This window comes from Paenibacillus sp. FSL R7-0333 (assembly GCF_038000365.1).
Taxonomy (GTDB): Bacteria; Bacillota; Bacilli; order Paenibacillales; family Paenibacillaceae; genus Paenibacillus_AQ; species Paenibacillus_AQ silagei.
Genome location: NZ_JBBOBZ010000001.1, coordinates 2,380,272 through 2,399,256, shown reverse-complemented (window position 1 = coordinate 2,399,256; position 18,985 = coordinate 2,380,272). Strand labels below are relative to the sequence as shown.

At 54.8% G+C, this 18,985-nt stretch carries 19 protein-coding genes; 6 read left to right on the top strand and 13 right to left on the bottom strand.

Translation table 11 applies throughout. The features are described from left to right. Window positions 1-30: 30 nt before the first annotated feature. The gene (pfkA, locus tag MKY86_RS09840; protein ID WP_036725223.1) at window positions 31-1,002 is read right to left on the bottom strand and encodes a 6-phosphofructokinase; all 972 of its coding nucleotides are present in this window, start codon (window positions 1,000-1,002) and stop codon (window positions 31-33) included. A gap of 64 nt (window positions 1,003-1,066) precedes the next feature. Continuing rightward, complete coding sequence (locus MKY86_RS09835) at window positions 1,067-2,149, bottom strand: tetraprenyl-beta-curcumene synthase family protein (protein ID WP_076078515.1); 1,083 nt, start codon at window positions 2,147-2,149, stop codon at window positions 1,067-1,069. A 193-nt stretch (window positions 2,150-2,342) separates the two neighbouring features. On the opposite strand from MKY86_RS09835, the gene MKY86_RS09830 reads away from it, so the two are divergent. Continuing rightward, entirely contained in the window at window positions 2,343-3,587 is a 1,245-nt protein-coding gene (locus MKY86_RS09830) for an MFS transporter (RefSeq protein WP_076078420.1), read from the top strand. Between the two features lie 168 nt (window positions 3,588-3,755). On the opposite strand, the gene MKY86_RS09825 is transcribed toward MKY86_RS09830, so the two are convergent. Beyond that, window positions 3,756-3,953 (bottom strand): cold shock domain-containing protein, encoded by a 198-nt coding sequence (locus tag MKY86_RS09825; protein WP_036725228.1) that lies wholly within the window; start codon window positions 3,951-3,953, stop codon window positions 3,756-3,758. A 172-nt stretch (window positions 3,954-4,125) separates the two neighbouring features. Here MKY86_RS09825 and MKY86_RS09820 point away from each other — a divergent pair, with 172 nt between their 5' ends. The 5 genes from MKY86_RS09820 (at window position 4,126) to MKY86_RS09800 (ending at window position 8,013) form a co-directional block, all read left to right on the top strand. Then, entirely contained in the window at window positions 4,126-4,359 is a 234-nt protein-coding gene (locus MKY86_RS09820) for a hypothetical protein (RefSeq protein ID WP_036702226.1), read from the top strand. Between the two features lie 6 nt (window positions 4,360-4,365). Continuing rightward, window positions 4,366-4,536, top strand: a complete 171-nt coding sequence (locus MKY86_RS09815) for a hypothetical protein (protein WP_340826790.1) — start codon at window positions 4,366-4,368, stop codon at window positions 4,534-4,536. A 206-nt stretch (window positions 4,537-4,742) separates the two neighbouring features. Continuing rightward, window positions 4,743-6,533 (top strand): oligoendopeptidase F, encoded by a 1,791-nt coding sequence (pepF, locus tag MKY86_RS09810; RefSeq protein ID WP_076078514.1) that lies wholly within the window; start codon window positions 4,743-4,745, stop codon window positions 6,531-6,533. A gap of 85 nt (window positions 6,534-6,618) precedes the next feature. Further along, complete coding sequence (locus MKY86_RS09805) at window positions 6,619-6,942, top strand: LapA family protein (protein WP_076078418.1); 324 nt, start codon at window positions 6,619-6,621, stop codon at window positions 6,940-6,942. 27 nt (window positions 6,943-6,969) lie between these two features. Then, complete coding sequence (locus tag MKY86_RS09800) at window positions 6,970-8,013, top strand: M42 family metallopeptidase (protein WP_076078417.1); 1,044 nt, start codon at window positions 6,970-6,972, stop codon at window positions 8,011-8,013. A gap of 384 nt (window positions 8,014-8,397) precedes the next feature. Here the strand turns inward: MKY86_RS09800 and MKY86_RS09795 are convergent, their stop codons facing one another. The 10 genes from MKY86_RS09795 to hemE form a co-directional block, all read right to left on the bottom strand. Further along, window positions 8,398-8,892: a tetratricopeptide repeat protein gene (locus tag MKY86_RS09795; protein ID WP_340826788.1), complete on the bottom strand. Its 495-nt coding sequence runs from the start codon at window positions 8,890-8,892 to the stop codon at window positions 8,398-8,400. Between the two features lie 36 nt (window positions 8,893-8,928). Continuing rightward, window positions 8,929-10,881, bottom strand: a complete 1,953-nt coding sequence (locus MKY86_RS09790; protein ID WP_076078415.1) for an ABC-F family ATP-binding cassette domain-containing protein — start codon at window positions 10,879-10,881, stop codon at window positions 8,929-8,931. A gap of 51 nt (window positions 10,882-10,932) precedes the next feature. Continuing rightward, window positions 10,933-11,544, bottom strand: coding sequence for a TetR/AcrR family transcriptional regulator (locus tag MKY86_RS09785; RefSeq protein WP_076078414.1), 612 nt, complete (start codon window positions 11,542-11,544; stop codon window positions 10,933-10,935). Between the two features lie 76 nt (window positions 11,545-11,620). After that, a complete protein-coding gene (locus MKY86_RS09780) occupies window positions 11,621-12,433 on the bottom strand; it encodes a DUF92 domain-containing protein (protein ID WP_076078510.1) in 813 nt (270 codons plus the stop codon). A 25-nt stretch (window positions 12,434-12,458) separates the two neighbouring features. Further along, entirely contained in the window at window positions 12,459-13,082 is a 624-nt protein-coding gene (locus tag MKY86_RS09775; protein WP_076078412.1) for a fumarylacetoacetate hydrolase family protein, read from the bottom strand. A 60-nt stretch (window positions 13,083-13,142) separates the two neighbouring features. Then, window positions 13,143-13,874 (bottom strand): glycerophosphodiester phosphodiesterase, encoded by a 732-nt coding sequence (locus tag MKY86_RS09770; RefSeq protein WP_076078509.1) that lies wholly within the window; start codon window positions 13,872-13,874, stop codon window positions 13,143-13,145. A 19-nt stretch (window positions 13,875-13,893) separates the two neighbouring features. Then, window positions 13,894-15,294, bottom strand: coding sequence for a CapA family protein (locus MKY86_RS09765; protein WP_076078411.1), 1,401 nt, complete (start codon window positions 15,292-15,294; stop codon window positions 13,894-13,896). 130 nt (window positions 15,295-15,424) lie between these two features. Beyond that, on the bottom strand, window positions 15,425-16,885 hold the full coding sequence (gene hemG, locus MKY86_RS09760; RefSeq protein WP_076078409.1) for a protoporphyrinogen oxidase: 1,461 nt from the start codon (window positions 16,883-16,885) through the stop codon (window positions 15,425-15,427). Next, on the bottom strand, window positions 16,882-17,826 hold the full coding sequence (gene hemH, locus MKY86_RS09755) for a ferrochelatase (protein ID WP_076078408.1): 945 nt from the start codon (window positions 17,824-17,826) through the stop codon (window positions 16,882-16,884). Before hemH ends, hemG begins: the two co-directional genes overlap by 4 nt. An 88-nt stretch (window positions 17,827-17,914) precedes the next feature. Continuing rightward, window positions 17,915-18,976, bottom strand: coding sequence for a uroporphyrinogen decarboxylase (gene hemE / locus MKY86_RS09750; RefSeq protein WP_076078406.1), 1,062 nt, complete (start codon window positions 18,974-18,976; stop codon window positions 17,915-17,917). Window positions 18,977-18,985 lie beyond the last annotated feature (9 nt).

The window sequence follows — 18,985 nt, the reverse complement described above, 5'->3', positions numbered from 1 at the left end:
AACTTGAAGATTCTATAAATTCTGCTGCTCTTACTGGGACAAACGGGAAGCCAGCTCATACAGCTCGATATTGAAATCCTTCTTCGTATTCACTACCTTATCGATATCGGTCAGGGTCAATTCCCCTTTAATAATTCCGCATGCCTTGTCCGATTCGCCTTCGATCAGCTTACGAACCGCGAAATCAGCCAGACGGCTGGCGAGGTTACGGTCTCCTGGTGTTGGAGTACCTCCGCGCTGAATATGTCCCAGTACCGTAACACGGGCATCCAGGGAAGCATGGCGGTCTTTGAGTGCCTGAGCAACATCCTCACCCTTGCCGACGCCTTCAGCTACAATGACGATACTGTGACGTTTGCCGCGTGCGAAATTATCCTTCATCCGGTCAGCTACCTCATTCAGGTCATAAGGCATTTCCGGCACCAGAATCGTCTCCGCCCCGGAAGCAAGGCCTGCATGCAGAGCGATATCTCCGCAGTGACGCCCCATAACCTCTACGATGGAGGAACGCTCATGGGATGACATGGTGTCGCGCAATTTATTGATCGCATCCACTACCACGCCAACGGCAGTATCGAATCCTATAGTGTAATCTGTGAACGATATATCATTATCAATGGTACCCGGCAGAGCCATCGTCTTGATTCCAAGCTTGCTGAGCTTGTTGGCGCCATGGTAAGAGCCGTCTCCGCCGATAACAACCAGACCGTCGATGCCGAGCTCATTCAGAATGTCAGCACCTTTCTGCTGGCCTTCCGGCTTCATGAACTCCAGACAGCGTGCAGACTGCAGAACCGTACCTCCGCGCTGGATGATATCTCCGACACTGCGCAGATCCATCGGGAAAATGTCGCGGTTCAACAGGCCCTGATACCCGCGCTGAATGCCGAATACTTCAATTCCGAAGTAGATCGCGCTGCGGACAACCGCACGTACTGCGGCGTTCATCCCCTGGGAGTCTCCTCCACTGGTTAATACTGCGATTTTTTTTACGTTTGACATTCTGTTAGTTCCTCCTTAAATTTGTGCCAGTTTCTCCCCTTACCCGGAGAAGATCCGGCAGCATCTAATACATGTGTTTGCGTATCCAGCGGCTGTTGACGAAGAAGAAGAGTCTGGTCAGCGGACTATTCTTCATCAGCCTCCGGGATACCGAGCGGACCTCGCGTTGCTCACTGACCTTGGGATCGGATAAATACAGGGCCAGCAGTCCTTCGATGATCATACGGTGCATGGAGTTCTCAGGAAGACTCCGGACATCCTTGCGGGCCCATTCCACAATGGAAGCGATCCGGTTCAGCATCATATCCGTATTCTCATAATAATTGCAGAAATTGAGATCACCGCCGGCCCGGTCTTCATCCTGGTCAATCAGATAATCCAGCATGATATGCAGGCCGCACACATGCGGAAAATAAGCAGCACGAATGGATGATGATGCCACTGTGCTTAGCTTAGGATCACAGGATGCCAGAAAAAGCATGAATACGCCCAGGGTTGAACCGGTTGCGGCCGCAAATTCATTCCACTGGAGATGAGGCGCGCGGTACCCCTCCTTCTCCCACCATTCCTTGAGGGCAGCTTCTCTAAGCTCCGGGTGAATGTGCTTATAGACCTGAAGATCAGTGTACAATACAGCCAGATTATAGACCTCTTCAGTAGCAGCACCGTAGCCGGGTAGCCGGGAGGTCATCTCCTGGCATTTGCGGACCAGTCTGTGCAGGTATCCGCCGTCATTCTGTTCCGTACGCAGCGCGTAATAGTTCACAGGCTCCGCGCCGGGGGTAACAGCATCCAGCATGGACTTATGCAGCAACCGGAAATCGGCCGGGTCAAGCGAAGTACTGCGGTCACACAGGTTGTCCAAATAATCACTGATCGTCTGATAAGCAACAATTAGCGGAATCAGTATATGTCTCATCGACAAATTGCCGGCGGCATAGATTCCGCCGCCTTCGCAATGAAACTGCTTCGTTTCAATGCTGGCAAGCGCTTGCTTACGGAGCTCGGGATCGGGAATTCCTTCTGCATCCTTGCGCCAGGAATCGAGACATGATCGCACTTCCGGCAGCACGTACTTATAGACCCTCTTCATGAGTCCAATAGGACCGCGCGGACTACGGTTACGGCCTTGCTCAAATTCATTCAATGACAGTGCCTCCACATTGTTGTCTCCTTATCCAAATCATGATTATTATAATATGCAGAGCGGATTTGTACAAACAACAAAATCACTTTCGCAAACTCTTGAAAGATTCAGAAAATCGATATTATACGAATCCCCCGGCCTCTCCGCTTTATGCTATACTATACTTTTCTATATCCCGAAGGAGTGCACAATCATGAATGCGAGGCGGAGCGGCGGCCAATACAGTGATCAAAACTGGCTGCGATCCTTTATGTTTACGCTGTACGGCACCAGTGTGCTGGTTGTTTCTTATTTCCCGTTATTTTATGCCCACTTAGGCTTCAGCAGTCCGCAAATGGGTCTGCTCTACTCGGTAGGCCCGTTGATCTCGATTCTCTCTAATCTGTTCTGGAGTATGATGAGCGACCGGCTGGGTACCGTCCGTAAGATTATGGCTCTCCTGCTTGGAGGCCAGCTAATCACCGCCATTATTCTGGCCAGAGCCACCGATTTCTCGAGTGTCATGCTTATTTTATCCTTTTTCTATTTCTTCTATTACCCTGTCTTTCCACTGGCAGATACGATGGCAATCAAAATTGCCCAGCGCCACGGGCGGAATTTCATTGCCATCCGTGTATTCGGCTCGCTCGGTTACTCCTTCTTCGCCCTTACAATCGGCTATGTGCTCAGAACACTGGGACCTCAGTACAGCGTAGCGATTTGTATTGTGATTGTCGTAACCGCGCTGCTGATTACGATTGGGCTGAAGGATGTGAAGCGAACCGAAGCGGCTCCGCTCTCTATAGACAAGGAGTCTACGGATCTACCGCTGAAGGGCGCCGGACTCCGAGAGATTCTGCTGCAAAAGGAAGTGCTGTGGTTCTTCAGCTCTGTCTTCTTGCTCGCCATCGGCTACCGGATGAACGAGGCCTTCCTGACGATCAGCCTCAAGGGCATGAATGCAGGAGATGAAGTTGTCGGCTGGGCGCTGCTGGCTTCAGCGCTCAGTGAGATCCCCATCTTCTTCCTGCTCAGCAGATATGGCGACAAGTTCAAGGAGCTGCCGCTGCTTGCTTTTGCCAGCCTGATGTTCACGCTGCGCTTTCTGTTCATGTCGCTGGCCCAGGAGCCGGGTACCGTAGTTGCCATTCAGGCCATGCACAGCATTTCGTTCGGCATTTATTATGTAACTGCGGTCCGCTACATCACACGGATCATCCCTGATCACCTGCGGGCAACCGGAATGGCACTCTTCACCGTTGTATGGTCCAGCGGCGCAGGGCTGCTCAGCGGCACCTTCGGCGGGCTGATCTACCAGGATGCCGGCCGAATTGTATTCTATCTGGTTGCTACCGGCTTCTCGGTTCTGGCCTTCATCGGCTTCCTGTCCAAGCATCTGATGGACCTCGGGGGCGGTGCGGACCGTCCGCTGCGGCGTAAGAGCAAGACCCCGCTCTGACTGATTATGGGCGGGGAAGGATATAGCACCACCGGGCACGCCGCAGCATAAAAAAACACAGCTCCCGAAGGAACTGTGCTGCTCAAGCTGCCTGATGCTACTTATGCCAGTGCGTGCTAGATCAAATATATATATTGCGGCTGACAGAAGCTCTGCCTTGGCCGTATTTTATAATTTAACTACGTTCGCTGCCTGTGGACCACGGTTACCGTCCGTAACATCGAATTCTACCGCTTGGCCTTCGTCCAAAGTCTTGAATCCGTCGCCTTGAATCGCTGAGAAGTGAACGAATACATCTTCGCCGCCTTCAACTTGAAGGAAACCATAACCCTTTTCTGCGTTAAACCATTTTACTGTACCTTTCAAATGAACAACCTCCTAAAAATACCGCCATATATGGCGTATGCTTACATTATACTCTTTCTATACTTGTAAAGCAATCCATCTTTTCCCTGATTTCATGATTTAATTTGCTTTTCACTTCTCCGGTGCGTTATCATTGACCCAAAAGCCAAAAATCGCCAGGGTGGTAATGATAATGATCAAAAAACATGAAATATACAAAACAGACAAGTGGAACATGATGACGGTGGAGGTTCAGGGACGTTATATTATCCTTCGTGAAATCTCCGACCAATGGGGAGAAGAAACGCATACCTTCATGAGCCGTCCGGCTATGATGCAGTGGGTGAACAACCGCTTCAATAAAGAATCCTACAAGGATAATGAAGAAGAGTACAAGAATATCATCGCAGCCTTCAAACAGGTATAGTCCGGCATGAATAATGAGAGTCTTGTCATTTATGTCATTGTCGTCCTGTGCCTGGGTGCCGTACTGATTATGAGCAAGGACAAAATGCCCCCGCGCTTGAAGCGCGGGATGGCATTGACCGCAGTCATTATGATTGCGCTGGCTTTTGTCTTCATTATTTATAGCCTGCTCACATAACTTCATCTGTAAGCAAGATTTAATAAACATGAATTGGCAGGGCATACTAAGCAGACTTTGAGAATCAGGAGGCTGCCGTCATGTCCGTTACCGCCAAATCACTCCCGCTCCTGCTTGCGCTCAGCCTGCTGCAGGGAAATCTGTCCTCAGCGCTCCCGCAGGCGGAGAGCAGCCCAGTCGCATCCCATCTACCGAGGAGGATTTCTATGGAACAATTACCTAAGAGAAGTGAAGTGCCCGCCGAGAACCGCTGGAAGCTTGAAGATATGTTTGCTTCAGAGGAGCAATGGGATGCCGAATATAAGGAAGTGAAGGCGCTGATTACAAGCGCTGCCTCCTTCCAGGGGAAGCTGGATTCTCCGGATGCCCTGAAGAAGTGCTTCGAGCTGGACGATAAGCTGTCCCTGCTGACTGAACGCCTCTATGTCTATGCGCATATGCGCCAGGACGAGGATACAGCGGCTCCGAAGTACCAGGCTCTCTCCTCCAAGGCCAAGAAGCTTGGCGTTGAAGCGGGTGAAGCTCTTTCTTTTGTCACACCTGAGATTCTGGCCCTGCCTGACGCGACACTGGACCAGTTCATCGCTGACCCTTCGCTCTCCGACTACACCTTCACCTTGACTGAAATGAAACGTGAGAAGGCCCATGTCCTGTCCAAGGCGGAAGAAGCGCTGCTGGCTCAGGTCAGCACGATCGCCCAGGCCCCGCAAACTGTATTCAGCATGCTGAATAATGCGGATCTGAAGTTCCCTAAGATTAAGAACGAAGAAGGCAAGGAAGTTGAGCTGACTCACGGAAGCTATATTCAATTCCTCGAAAGCCCGGACCGTGAGGTACGCAAGAACGCCTTCAAAGCGGTCTATGAAACTTACGGCAAGCAAAAGAACACCATTGCCGCCACGCTGAGCGCGAATGTGAATAAGAATGTCTTTTACTCCCGTGTGCGCAAATATCCTTCCGTACTGGAAATGTCCTTGTACGGCGACAATATTCCGAAGGAAGTCTACACGAATCTGATCGATACGATTCACGAGAGTCTGCCGCTGATGCACCGTTATATGAAGCTGCGCCAGAAGCTGCTTGGGGTAGATGAGCTACATATGTATGACTTGTTCGCTCCGCTTGTGGACGAATATAAGCTGGATATTACGTTTGACGAGGCCAAGAAGATTACCAAGGAAGGCCTGAAGCCGCTTGGCGAGGACTACCTTAGTGTTCTGCAGGAAGGCTATGACAAAGGCTGGATCGATGTCTATGAGAACGAGAACAAACGCTCCGGCGCATACAGCTGGGGGGCTTACGGCACCCATCCTTACGTGCTGCTGAACCATAATGACAATCTGAACAGCATGTTCACACTGGCACATGAGATGGGTCACGCCCTGCATTCCTACTATTCAGACACAGCGCTGAAATACCGGGATGCGCAGTACACTATTTTCCTGGCGGAGGTTGCTTCTACTACCAATGAGGCGCTGCTGATGGATTACCTGCTGAACAAATCCACAGATCCGAAGGAAAAAATGTACCTGCTCACCTATTATGCCGACCAGTTCCGCACGACGGTATTCCGGCAGACGATGTTTGCTGAATTCGAAAAAATCATTCACCAGCGTGCTGAAGAAGGCGAGTCGCTCACACCGCAGGATCTCTCGGCCATCTACTATGACCTGAATGTCAAGTATTACGGCAAGGATATGGTGATTGATCAGGATATTGAGATGGAATGGGCGCGGATTCCGCATTTCTACAACAGCTTCTATGTGTACAAATATGCTACCGGCTTCTCGGCGGCGACGAGCTTCGCCAAACAGATTCTGGAGGAAGGCAATCCGGCGGTAGACCGTTACCTAGGCTTCCTGAAGAGCGGCGGCAGTGATTATTCAATCAACATTTTATCCAAGGCAGGGGTTGACATGTCCTCTCCTGAACCGATCCGCGAAGCGATGAGCGTATTTGAGAGCGTCATTGAGCAGATGGAGCAGTTGACCAAGTAAGACAGAAGGCTTAGTATTACAGTAATCCCTTGCCCTTTGCGGGCAGGGGATTTGTATTGTCACATCATCCTGAGGAGGAAGCTATATGAAATTACAATGGTCACTTATATTAGGTTTATTTTTCGCTCTGCTGACTGCAGTATTCGCAGTAATGAATGTGGATACGGTTCCGGTGAATTTCGGCTTCGACTTTGTCAGCATTCCGCTTATCCTCGTTATTCTTGGCTGTGCGCTGATCGGCGGTGTTGTGGTCGGTTCGTACGGGATTTTCCGCCAGTATAAGCTGCAGAAGCAGATCAAGAGCCTGAATGCCGAGCTTGCCAAGCTGCGTGACGCTAACAGTATCAACATGGAAGCTATCCCTGCTGAGAGTGCTCCCTTTACTCCAGAAGGATCATCCCAGCTGTAACCCATAGACGAATAGGAGGAACTGTCCTTGCTTAACATCCAGCCCAATGAAGAATATATTCTGAATCTGCTCAAAAAACTGCTCGACACCCCAAGCCCCAGCGGCTTCACCGCCCAGGTGATGGCACTCGTGGCTGAAGAAGCGGCGGCGCTCAATATTCCGCTCACCTGGAATGAAAAAGGCGGCGCGATGCTCACCGTACCCGGACTTGATCCTTCGCGCACGATCGGCATCAGCGCCCATGTGGATACGCTCGGTGCCATGGTCCGCTCTATTAAGTCTAACGGTACCCTCCGTTTAACCTCTGTAGGCGGATTCAGCATGAACAGCATTGAGAATGAATATTGCATCATCCATACCCGCAGCGGCCTAACTTATACCGGTACGATCCTGACCAGTCATCCATCTGTGCATGTGTATGCCGATGCCCGTGATTTCAAGCGTGCGGAAGAGAATATGGAGATCCGGATTGATGAGCTGGTCTCCACCAAGGATGATGTGCTGAAGCTGGGGATTTCGGTAGGTGACTTCATTTCGTTCGATGCAAGGGCGGTGCTTACCCCCAGCGGATATATCAAATCCCGCCATCTGGACGACAAAGCCAGTGTAGCCGCTTTATTCGGGCTGCTGGAGAGCATCCGGCGCGAAGGCTGGAAGCCGCTGCATAACCTGTCCCTTCTCATCTCCAACTATGAAGAGGTAGGTCACGGTGCTGCCTGGATTCCAGGGGAGATCAATGAGATGATCGCTGTGGACATGGGCGCGATGGGCGATGACCTCAGCTGCAAAGAGACGGATGTCTCCATCTGTGCTAAGGACTCCTCCGGCCCGTATGACTATGCCATGACCAGCCGCATGATCGAGCTGGCGAACGGTCTGGCCATTCCATTCGCGGTCGATATCTATCCGCAATACGGCTCCGACGCCTCTGCTGCGCTGCGCGGCGGAAATAACATCCGGGCCGCACTGATCGGACCGGGCGTACACGCCTCGCACTCCATGGAGCGTACCCACAAGCAGGCTGTGCTTAATACGGCTAAGCTGCTGGCGGCTTATGTTGGGGCGAACTGATCGGGCTGCTCGCCACGGCGGGTCACTTTCTATAGCAACACGACCTGGATATTAGTAAACAAGTACAAAAAGGCAGCACCAGCTCATGTAAATAGCTGGGGCTGCCTTTTTAGTTGACCATATTAATCTTGACCAGGCCGAAATGTTGCAACTATTGCAACCTGGCCTGCCCATAACTGGACGTTTGCAGGGGATTCCTGCATAAATTGCAACAATCTCCCCGCCCACCGGCTCCAGGGAGGATTTATCCTGCATTTTGTGCAACATTTGCGGATTAGAGCTGAGATAACGAGTGAGATGTTGCATTTTGGGCAGGATTTTCGCATAAACCTTCTGAACTTGAGGATTAGGCTGCGATGACACGTGAGATGTTGTATCCCCCGGTTAAGGCCATACCTGCTCCAGCTTGTCCGCATAGTACTTGATGGCCTTACGGTAATCCCGGATACTGGGATCGGCGGATGTATCCGCAAGTAAGGTAAGCAGCAGCTCCATGGCTTCGGTGTGTGCACCGAGATTATGCAGCGTCATGGCCAGAAAAGCCTTGAATTCCGCACGCTGCGGGAATTCAAGCGCTCCCTGCTCCAGCACCACACGGGACTCCGCATACTGCCCGAGCGTCCGGTACGTACTGCCCAGACCCAGCATCGCGCCTGCCTTCTGCTCCGCATCTGGAAGACCTAAGGCAAGACTCTGCTCGTAATAAGCTACCGCCTCACGCTCCAAGCCCAGCACATCATGCGTCCATGCCAGCTGATAATGCAGCTCAGCAGTACTGTCGCCCTCTGAGAGTAGCTGTAGCAGCATGTTCCTCGCTTCTTCAGCTTGGCCAGAGGAGCGCAGCTGCACGGCTTCTTCTATCGTATGAGTCACAGTCACTGGGTCACCGGCCCCTTTCTAAGCGTTGCTGCTTACCTACTTACCCGCGATCTTCTCCGCCAGCTCACTCAGATACGTCCAGCGCTCCATCAGGCGCTCCAGCTCTGCCTCGGCCTGCCGCTGCTTCTCCACCAGCTCCTGGAGTCTGCCGGAGTCAGCGAAGGCCGCTTCCATCTGTGCCGAGATGTCCGTCAGATGCTGCTCCGCCTGTTCAATGGCCTCGTCGATTCCTTCATACTCACGCTGCTCCTTGAAGGTGAATTTCAGCTTCTCGCGCGGCGCTGACCCGGCCTGTGCATTCCCGCCCTGCTCAGCAGCGGCAGCACCCGTCCCGCTGGCGCTGCGGCCGGAGCCGCCTTCTGCCTTGCCGGAGTTCCCGCTGCCCGAAGGGACGTTCTTCGCCAGCCACTCTTCATATTCGCTATAATCGCCGACATGCAGGCGGATGCCCCCATCCTCGAAGGCAATCAGCTTATCCACGGTGCGGTCCAGGAAGTAACGGTCATGCGATACCGTGAAGACTACGCCAGGGAATTCATCGAGGTAATCCTCCAGCACAGCGAGTGTACCGATGTCCAGATCATTCGTCGGCTCATCGAGCAGCAGCACGTTCGGCGCTCCCATGAGGACACGCAGCAGGTAGAGACGTCTTTTCTCGCCGCCGGACAGCTTGGAGATTGGCGTCCACTGCATCGCGGGCGGGAACAGGAAGCGCTCCAGCATTTGCCCGGCGGTGATGACACTGCCGTCTGCTGTCTTGATGATCTCGGCTTCTTCCTTCACATACTCGATCGCCCGCAGGCTGAGATCCATGTCCTGATGCTCCTGGGTGAAATAGCCCAGCTTCACGGTTGTCCCGAGCTGCACCTCACCGCTGTCCGGGGTAAGCTTACCGGCAATCAGGTTAAGCAGCGTGGACTTGCCGCTGCCGTTCTTGCCGACAATCCCCACACGGTCCTGCGGCACAGCAATATAATTCAGATCCTTGATTAAGGTCCGGCCATCCAGCGATTTGGTGAGATCCTGAATCTCAATGATTTTGCGGCCCAGTCTGGTGGAGGCTACAGAGATATCCATAGATGACGCCGATGCGCCTCCCGTGCTCTCCTTGAGCTTCTCGAAGCGGTCGATCCGCGCCTTCTGCTTCGTGGAGCGTGCCTTAGCCCCGCGGCGAATCCAGGCCAGCTCGGTGCGCAGCAGATTCTTGCGCTTCTGCTCGGCCGAAGCCTCCCGTTCTTCACGGTCTGCCTTCAGCTCCAGGAACCGCGAATAGTTCGCTTCATACCGGTACAGATTCCCGGCGTCCAGCTCAAGCATTACACTGGCTACCCGTTCCAGGAAATAACGGTCATGCGTGACCATCAGCAGCGCCCCGCGCCGCTTCTGCAGATACTGCTCCAGCCAGGCTACGGAATCCGTATCAATATGGTTGGTAGGCTCATCCAGAATCAGCAGCTCCGACGGCGTAATCAGTGCCGCCGCCAGCGCCACGCGCTTGCGCTGTCCGCCCGACAGGCTCTCCATCCGGGCATCGAAGCGGGTAATCCCCAGCTTCGTGAGGACCGTCTTGGCTTCACTCTCCAGCTGCCAGGTGCCAGCGGCATCGATGGCCTGTCCAATCCGGACAAGCCTGCTCTCCAGCCCTGAATCTCCCGGATTCTGCTCCAGAAGAGACATAACCTCCATATATTCCCGCATCGTCGCAAGCTCCGGGTCCTCTCCGGCAAATACCTGCTGCAGGACCGTATTTCCAGGCTCATAAGGCGGATTCTGGGCCAGGAACTGCACCCGCACATCATTGCCGATGCTAATCTGCCCTTCATCTGCTGTATCGAGCCCGGCGATAATCTTCAGAAAGGTTGATTTTCCCGTGCCATTGACGCCAATTACGCCTATCTTATCCCTGTCGTCCATACCAAAGGAGGCATCACGAAACAGGGTTTTCTCCCCGTAGCTCTTGGAGAGATGTTCCACCGTCATAATATTCATCAGTTGTCCTCGCTTGCCTTATATTTTGAAACCGGAATTGGCTGTACTCTCTTAAGATTCAGCTTCAGCAGGGAAGTCGCCCAGCGCCGAATCCAGGCTGCCCAGTGCCCCAGTGATAAAGAGCCTGGCCGCAAACTTCGCCCTCTTATCCGCATCTGCCTCGGCAAACTCAGGGTCGAACAGGATATCCATCTTCAGACGGTCCAGAATCCCGATGTACGACTGTGCCATCAGCTCCGGCTCGGTAGCCCCGCCTTCCAGCAGCACCTTCACCACAGCCTGCATATAGGCTTCCATGAACTGTGCCATATACGCCACCAGCTCAGGGTTATTGTTAGGCGCACGGAAGAACAGCTTCGTATGCTGCTTGCGCTCATAGTAATAGAACAGATGATGCTCTGCAATCACGGAGAGCTTGTCTGTCATTGCGGAGCAGGTCCTCAGCTTACCCTCAAGCTGCTCAAGGAAGCCTTCACAATCGCGGCGGGTAACCGCCATGAAGAGCTCCTCTTTGCTTTTAAAATATAAATAGACCGTACCCTTGGCAATGCCTGCACGTTCGGCCACTTCCGACATCTTGGTCTCATAAAAGCCGCCTGAACCGAAAAGCTCATAAGCGGCATCCAGAATAGCTGCATGTTTGTCTACGGATGCACTGCTCAACGGTTCACCTCCCAACCCATAGAATCCTGTATGTTACCGGATAACGCAACGGCCGGCTTAATCCTCAGGTCCGTCCTTATCCTATGTAACTGATATAACTGACCAGCAGCGCTACAGCACCGCCTATTATAGAACTTACAGCATTTACAGTATCATTGTCCATCCAGCGCCAGCCCCTGGCGTATACCGTAGGCTTCCCGCAGTGCTTGGAGGCCTCGACCTCGCGGCCGCAGACCGTGCAGCGGTTCATCCGTTGCACGGTAGCACCCAGAACCGAGTCGGCAAAAGCTCCCGCAAGCCCGCCCAGTAGTCCGGCCAGCACCAGCAGCGAGAAGGCATGGGGCGTCATGCCGGAGGCCGCCCGCAGCAGCCAGGAGGCTGCACCGATGAGCGCTCCTCCCGCCGCAGCAGCTAGCGTCCCGGGCAGGGATACGCCGCCGGAGGTGCCTGCCTCCAGCACCTTCCCGGTCAGCACCGACCGGGGAGGCTTCCGGGCCAGCGTGCCGATCTCTGTCGCCCATGTATCCGAGGTCACGGTAGCCATCACCCCGATGAACAGGAAGCCCCAGAGCTCCAGCGGATAGACCGCGTTCAGCAGAACGGCCAGCATCCCGAGTCCGCCGTTGGCGAAGACCTGGCCCGCGTCGCGGCGTCCGGTTTTGTCATACGTGGCCTCCAGCTCTGCCTTATTCTCATGATGCAGCTTCGACAGCAGGGTTGAGGAGATGAAGAACACGAGCAGGATACCGAACCAGAACAGATTTCCCGCACCGAAATAGATCGTCCCCATGACGACTGCCGCCACCATTCCTGAGAAGCTAAGCGAATGCTTCCAGTAGGCAGCCCCGGCAACCAGCAGCGCGCCGCAGGCCCCAATCAGCCATTGCAGCACTTCAAGTCCTGAGAGCATCGCCTTAACCGATCAGGCAGGTGCCCATGAGGGTATCGCCCCAGAACAGCTCGAACGAATCGCCCGCCACTACAGGACCTACACCGGCGGGAGTTCCGGTGAAGATAATATCGTCTTTGCCCAGCCCGTAGCGGGCGGCAATGAATTCAACGATTTTTTGCAGGGAGAAAATCATGTTCTTCACGTTCCCGCGCTGAACTTCGATCCCGTTCTTGCGGACGGTGAAGTCGGTGGCCTCCAGCTCCTCCTGCTCAGGCAATGCCATGTAAGGGGTCAGCGGAGCCGCATTCTTGAAGCCCTTGGCGGCCGTCCACGGCAGCCCCTTGCGCTGCAGATCATTATGCACATCACGGAGCGTGAAGTCGAGGCCCAGCGCCATCACATCTACCAGCTCCTGCACACTCATCCCCGGCACGTAATCACGTGCAATGCGCAGCACCAGCTCCCCCTCGTAATGAATCAATCCAGCGTCCTTGGGCAGATGGATGATCGCTTTATCCAGGGCCACGGCAGCATGAGACGGCTTCAGGAAGATCAGCGGCTCGGCAGGCACCTTGTTGCCCAGCTCCTCCGCATGTAATTGATAGTTGCGTCCTACACAGTATACATTATTGATCGCACTGCTCATTGTTCCGTCAGCTCTCTTCCTCTATGAATTGGAATTCATACTGCAATGCTGCAATCCTTATTAGGCCTTCAAAAAGAGTTCGCCCCAGATATCCGGACGGTTCGTACAGATCATAATATCGGAATGAATCTCCGACAGGCGGCGCATTTCCTTGCCCTTATTCAAGGTCCAGGCCATCACCTGCACCCCGCGTTCAATCAGGGATTTGGCCAGAACCGGGCTAAGCCGGTCATAGCTGATGGATAAGAAGGAGCAGCCCAGCTCATCAAGCTTACCCGCAGGATTACCGGATCTGGAGTCATAGATCAGCCCTGTATGGAACCGCGCGTCCAGCTCCTTGATCCGCCGCAATACGCCGGCATCGAACGAGGTCAGCACCACTTCCTCACGCATTCCCCTGGCATTTACCAGATCAATGACCGCCTGCGCAAGACCCGGATACATGTCCCCCACCGTCTTCAGTTCAATATTCAGCCGCAGCCGGCCTGACGCCAGAGCGAGCACCTCTTCCAGGGAAGGCACCCGCTCTCCACGAAAAGCACGCCCTTTCCAGCTCCCGGCATCCAGCCGCCGCATGTGTTCATAATCCATATTTTTCACCTTGCCGTGTCCATTAGTCGTGCGGTCCAGGGAATAATCATGGATGACCACAGGCACCCCGTCCTTCGTCAGCTGCACATCAATCTCCATCCAGCGTACATAAGGCAGCGCAATCGCCATCCGCACGGCAGCCAATGTGTTCTCAGGGGCTTTACCGGAAAAACCACGGTGGGCTACACACATATTGTTCATCATTGATACGCACCTCCGGCTATTTCACCGCTTGGGTTACGGTACCGTCATTGCGGACCTTGATCAGGCCGGAAGAAATAGATTGTATTCTGTGCAGCAGCAGCTGCCCGTCGGCTTCATTCATCGGCACCGGCTGCGCCAGCTCGGCATCCATCGGCTTCAGCTTAAGAGCGCATTGCCCCTGCTTGCTGCATTCCGCCTGGAATACCGCCGTCTCCCAAGTCGCCGGGATGGAGCCGCGTGTGAAAATAAAGTTGCCTGTGCTGTAGGCAATCCATTTGCCTTTGTACGGCTCAATTCCCTGCAGCACATGCGGATGGCCGCCCATCACGAGATCGGCTCCGGCATCGATGAAGCTATGCCCAAGCGCCTGCTGGGTCTTGTCATACTGCTCCATCCGCTCCCGTCCCCAATGGACGACGACAACGACAACATCGGCCTTTTGCTTGGCTGCGGCAATCGCTTTGAGACCTTCCGCACTGTCATACACCGAGGCAAGGCCAGGCTTGCCCGCCTCCGCCTTCCATTCAATCACTGGCATCACCCGGGTGAAGCCCAGCAGGGCAATCTTAATTCCATTACGTTCAAAATACTGCGCCGAATAGGCCTCCTGGCTATTCCGCCCTGCCCCCACATGAGGGATTCCGCGCTCACCCAGATGCTTCAGGGTATCCAGCAGACCTTCCTCCCCCTGATCCAGCGTGTGGTTGTTAGCCAGATTGACGGCATCCACACCGGCGGCTTTGAGCGCGTCCAGTGCTTTCGGCGGTCCCTTGAACACAAACTGCTTGTTCTTGGCCCCAACCCCGCGTGTAGTAATCGGCGTTTCCAGATTGACTACCGTGAGGTCATCCTTCTTGAACATTCCATCCAGCGCGCTGTAGGAATAATCGTAGCCCTTCTGCTCCAGCAGCGCACCTGCCTTCCCGCTGAAGATGATATCTCCGGCGAAGCTCAGCTTCACCGTCGCTCCGGAGGTATTCTCCGGCAAGCCTGCGACCAGCCCGCTGCTGCTTCCCGTTGTGGCCTGCGGTGCATCCGTAGGGGTTGCCTGATCCGTTGGTGACGGTGCTGGCGTAGCCGAAGCTTCCGTGGTCGCCGCAGGCACTGGAGAAGCCTCCGGTGTCTCCTCCGGAGCAGGCTCCGCAGTGGCTGTAGCCTCTGTCCCAGGCGCTTCCTCTGTAGGGACGGCTTCCGTAGGGGCTGCCGCCGTTGCAGCAGCTTCTGGTGAAGGGGAGGGGACAAGCGCCGCTGGCGGAGCAGCAGAGCCCTGCGGGTCCTTGTCATCCATAAATGAATAAGCGAGCGCTGCGGTAATCATCAGCAGCAACGCCACATTGACCCACGCCCAGACCCTTCTGCGCCGTCGCCTGCTATGTTGTCTCTTGCCTTGTCTATTGCCTGATCTCGGCGGATACATGAGTCCAAGTAATCTCCTTTACCCTTAAAGTGTTTCTATTATAGCATATCTATCAGCTGCCGCTCCAAGCCGGGAACGGAGCCTCTCATAAAAAAAGGTGGAGCGCCACTGCTCCGCTCCACCGTTCCTTTTAGACTGTAGCTCCCGCCGGCTCCGGCAGCTTCGTGAGGCTGGCTGCGGCAGTCTCTGCCGTAAGCTTCGCCTGCTTGATGCAGTCCGGCATCCCGATGCCGTCATAGCCTGCGCCGAAGGCATAGACGCCGGGCAGCTTCTGCGCCAGCTCGCTGCGCAGGCCGGCAATCCGGCCGGGATGGCCGACCGGATACTGCGGCATGGATGACCTCAGACGGGTGATCTCTGTGAACAGCGGCGCAGCAGTGATCCCCATAATCTCCCGCAGGTCCTTGCGGACCAGCTCTGCCAGCGCGTCGTCCGGCAGCTCCACATTCTGTTCATCCCCCGAGCGTCCCACGTAGCAGCGCAGCAGCACCTTATCGTCAGGGCTGGTATGCAGCCATTTCGTAGAGGTCCAGGTGCAGGCTGTGATGTTCCGCCCTTCCTTACGCGGAACAAGGAAGCCTGATCCGTCGTATTCGGTAACGATATCTTGCCGGGTGAACGCCAGAACCACATTAGCTACTGATACATAGTTCACTGCATCCAGCGCCGATACATCCACATGGGGACGCAGCAACTCTGCGGCTGCAAAGTTCTGCACCGTAATGCAGATGTCGTCGGCTTCCAGCACCTCACCGTTCTCCAGCTCAACTTCGTAGCGGGGAGTGCCGGAAGAACCTGCACCTCCCAGAACCCGGATGGATTTTGCTCCAGTCCCCGTGAGCTGGCGGACATCCTGCAGCTCATGGATGAGTGCATGGACGAGACTTTGCAATCCTTGCCGGAAGGTGAGAAAAGCACTTTTCTTCGTCCCGGTATGAGTCTCCACCGGCTTCCTGCCGGTCGTCATCCCACGGATTAGGCTGCCATACTGGCGTTCGACCTCACCGAACTGCGGAAAGGTCGCCTGAAGGCTGATCTTGCGCATATCCCCTGCATAGATCCCTGCCAGCAGCGGCTCCGTCATATTCTCCAGCACCTCTGTACCCAGACGGCGCTCAATCAGATCGCCTAGCGACTCATCCTCGGCACTGCGGCGGGGCGGGAGTACGAAATCCATCATCGCCCGCATTTTGCCGCCGAAGGAGACCAGACCGCTCTTCAGGAAGGGCTTCAGCTCTGTCGGAATCCCCAGCACAAGACCGGCAGGCATCGGATGAAGCTTGCCCCGCTGCAGGATGTAGGTCTTCTTGGCATTAGGATTCGTGCTTACCAGCTCGTGGTCCAGCTCCAGCTCCCTGGCCAGATCGACCATCGCCGTCTTACGGGCCAGGAAGGAATCCGGGCCCTTCTCAATCACGAAGCCGTCACGGTGCAGTGTCTCGATTTTGCCGCCAAGGACCTTATCCTTCTCGATTAAGGTAATCTCCGGCTGTACTGCCGCCTCACGGTAGAACTTGCGGATATAGAACGCGGCGCTGAGCCCGCTAAGGCCTCCGCCGATAATAACTACCTTGCGGGGTAATGCCGTCATGGCAGATTCACCTTCAACTGGTTCGCCTTCGTCCGCACCACATCGCTGAGCACCGACATATAGGCCGGATCACTGTTCAGCGAGTCAATCCGCAAGAGACGCATATCCAGCTCGGAGGCAAGCTGCTGTGCTTCAATATCCAGATCGTACAGCACCTCCAAATGGTCGGAGACGAAGCCGATCGGGGCTGACAGCACGTATTTCACCTGGCTCTCGGCCAGCTCACGCAGCGTATCGAGAATATCCGGGCCCAGCCAAGGCTCCGCCGTCCGGCCCGCACTCTGCCAGGTGAACTGCCAGGATTCCACCCCCGCCTGAGCGGCAATCGCCAGAGAGGTCTCCAGCAGCTGGTCACGGTACGGATCGCCCATCGCCAGAATACGTTCAGGAAGACTATGTGCACTGAACAGCACGCGCACTTCCTCGCGCGACGCGCCGGTCTCTTCGAACTCGTCCAGCTTGGCAGTCACTCTCCGGCTAAGCACATCGATCAGCTCGGGATGCATATGGTAGCTCTCTACGAACTCCATATGAATACCGCAGGCTTCGGCTTTTTCCTTGGCGCGCTTGATATAGGTTCCTACACTCATCACAGAGTAATGCGGAGCCAGCACGATGCCAATCGCCTGGGTAATACCGTCCCGGACCATAGCCTCGACACCATCCTCGATGAACGGTCTGGCATGCTTGAGACCCTGGTAGCAGACATACTGGATCTGCCCGCTGTTCAGCTTGGCCTGCAAGGCTTCCACCTGACGGTCCGTATTCTCTCTAAGCGGAAAAACCCCGCCGACAATCGCCTTATAGCGGTCCTTCAGCTCTTTGAGCTGCTCAGCTGAAGGAGCGTTCCCCCGGCGGATATGCGTATAATAAGCCTCTACATCCTCAAGACTCTCAGGCGTGCCGTACGACATCACGAGTACTCCAATTTTGTTGGCCACGGTTTCCATCCCCTTTTATGAATAATTAACGTCCTATACAGCAAAGAGAGCAGCAAAGGCTGCTGCCATCTTGATGCTATTTCTTCAACTATGCCAGCGGCGGTGCCGACTGTTTCATTGCCGCTGCTGAATACTCATGCACATAATCCGTTAATTCCTTGAGCGTATCGAGTGAAGCTTCAGGGAATAATCCATGTCCCAGGTTGAAAATATACCCCGGCTGCATGATGCCTTCATCGATCAGTTCCTTGGCCCGGGCTTTGAGCATATCCATCGGCGCGGTCAGCAGGTATGGATCCAGATTGCCTTGAACCGCATAGCCTCCGCCCAGTCTGCGCCGTCCTTCGGTGATGCTTACCCGCCAGTCCAGTCCGATCACATCGGCCTGCAGCTTGGTCAAGCTTGGGAGCAGCTCCCCTGAGCTGACACCCGGGAAGTAGATCTTCGGAACCTCCAGATCAGACAACTCCGCAAAAATCCGGGTGATCGTCGGCAGCACATACTGCTCAAAATCACGCGGAGCCAACGCCCCGACCCAGCTGTCGAACAGCTGGAACGCCTTCCCGCCGCTGGCGACATGGGCGCGCAGATAGACGATAACCATATCGCCCAGCTTCTCCATCAGCTTCTCCCACACCTGCGGCTGGCTGAACATCAGCTCCTTGGTACGGTGATAGGTCTTGGACGGTCTGCCTTCGATGAGATAACTGGCGATGGTGAACGGAGCCCCGGCGAAGGTGATCAGCGGAACGTCCAGCTCCTTGTCCAGTATGGCGATAGTCTCCAGTATATGGCCCAGATCGCCTTCCACATCGATCGGCTTCAGCCGTTCCACATCAGTTGCGGAGCGGATCGGATTCTCGATAACCGGCCCGATGTTCTTCACAATGTCAAAATCCACACCGAGGGAGGCCACCGGATTCATGATGTCAGAATACAGAATCGCCGCGTCCACGCCCAGCTTGCGCACAGGCATCAGAGTCACCTCAGCCGCAAGCTCAGGCTGCCTGCAGATCTCAAGCAGCGAATATTTCTCCTTGATTGTACGGTAGTCGGGATCATACCGGCCGGCCTGCCGCATGTACCATACGGGGGTGTACTCCGTGTTCTGCTGTCTGCAGGCACGGATAAAAGTGTCGTTGTAGGTCATGATAAGATC

Bases quoted from the DNA above. Each gene is read 5' to 3' on its own strand.
- pfkA (WP_036725223.1), bottom strand. From the start codon at position 1,002: ATGTCAAACGTAAAAAAAATCGCAGTATTAACCAGTGGAGGAGACTCC.
- MKY86_RS09830 (WP_076078420.1), top strand. From the start codon at position 2,343: ATGAATGCGAGGCGGAGCGGCGGCCAATACAGTGATCAAAACTGGCTG.
- MKY86_RS09820 (WP_036702226.1), top strand. From the start codon at position 4,126: ATGATCAAAAAACATGAAATATACAAAACAGACAAGTGGAACATGATG.
- MKY86_RS09815 (WP_340826790.1), top strand. From the start codon at position 4,366: ATGAATAATGAGAGTCTTGTCATTTATGTCATTGTCGTCCTGTGCCTG.
- pepF (WP_076078514.1), top strand. From the start codon at position 4,743: ATGGAACAATTACCTAAGAGAAGTGAAGTGCCCGCCGAGAACCGCTGG.
- MKY86_RS09805 (WP_076078418.1), top strand. From the start codon at position 6,619: ATGAAATTACAATGGTCACTTATATTAGGTTTATTTTTCGCTCTGCTG.
- MKY86_RS09790 (WP_076078415.1), bottom strand. From the start codon at position 10,881: ATGAATATTATGACGGTGGAACATCTCTCCAAGAGCTACGGGGAGAAA.
- MKY86_RS09775 (WP_076078412.1), bottom strand. From the start codon at position 13,082: ATGAGCAGTGCGATCAATAATGTATACTGTGTAGGACGCAACTATCAA.
- MKY86_RS09770 (WP_076078509.1), bottom strand. From the start codon at position 13,874: ATGAACAATATGTGTGTAGCCCACCGTGGTTTTTCCGGTAAAGCCCCT.
- MKY86_RS09765 (WP_076078411.1), bottom strand. From the start codon at position 15,294: ATGTATCCGCCGAGATCAGGCAATAGACAAGGCAAGAGACAACATAGC.
- hemG (WP_076078409.1), bottom strand. From the start codon at position 16,885: ATGACGGCATTACCCCGCAAGGTAGTTATTATCGGCGGAGGCCTTAGC.
- hemE (WP_076078406.1), bottom strand. From the start codon at position 18,976: ATGACCTACAACGACACTTTTATCCGTGCCTGCAGACAGCAGAACACG.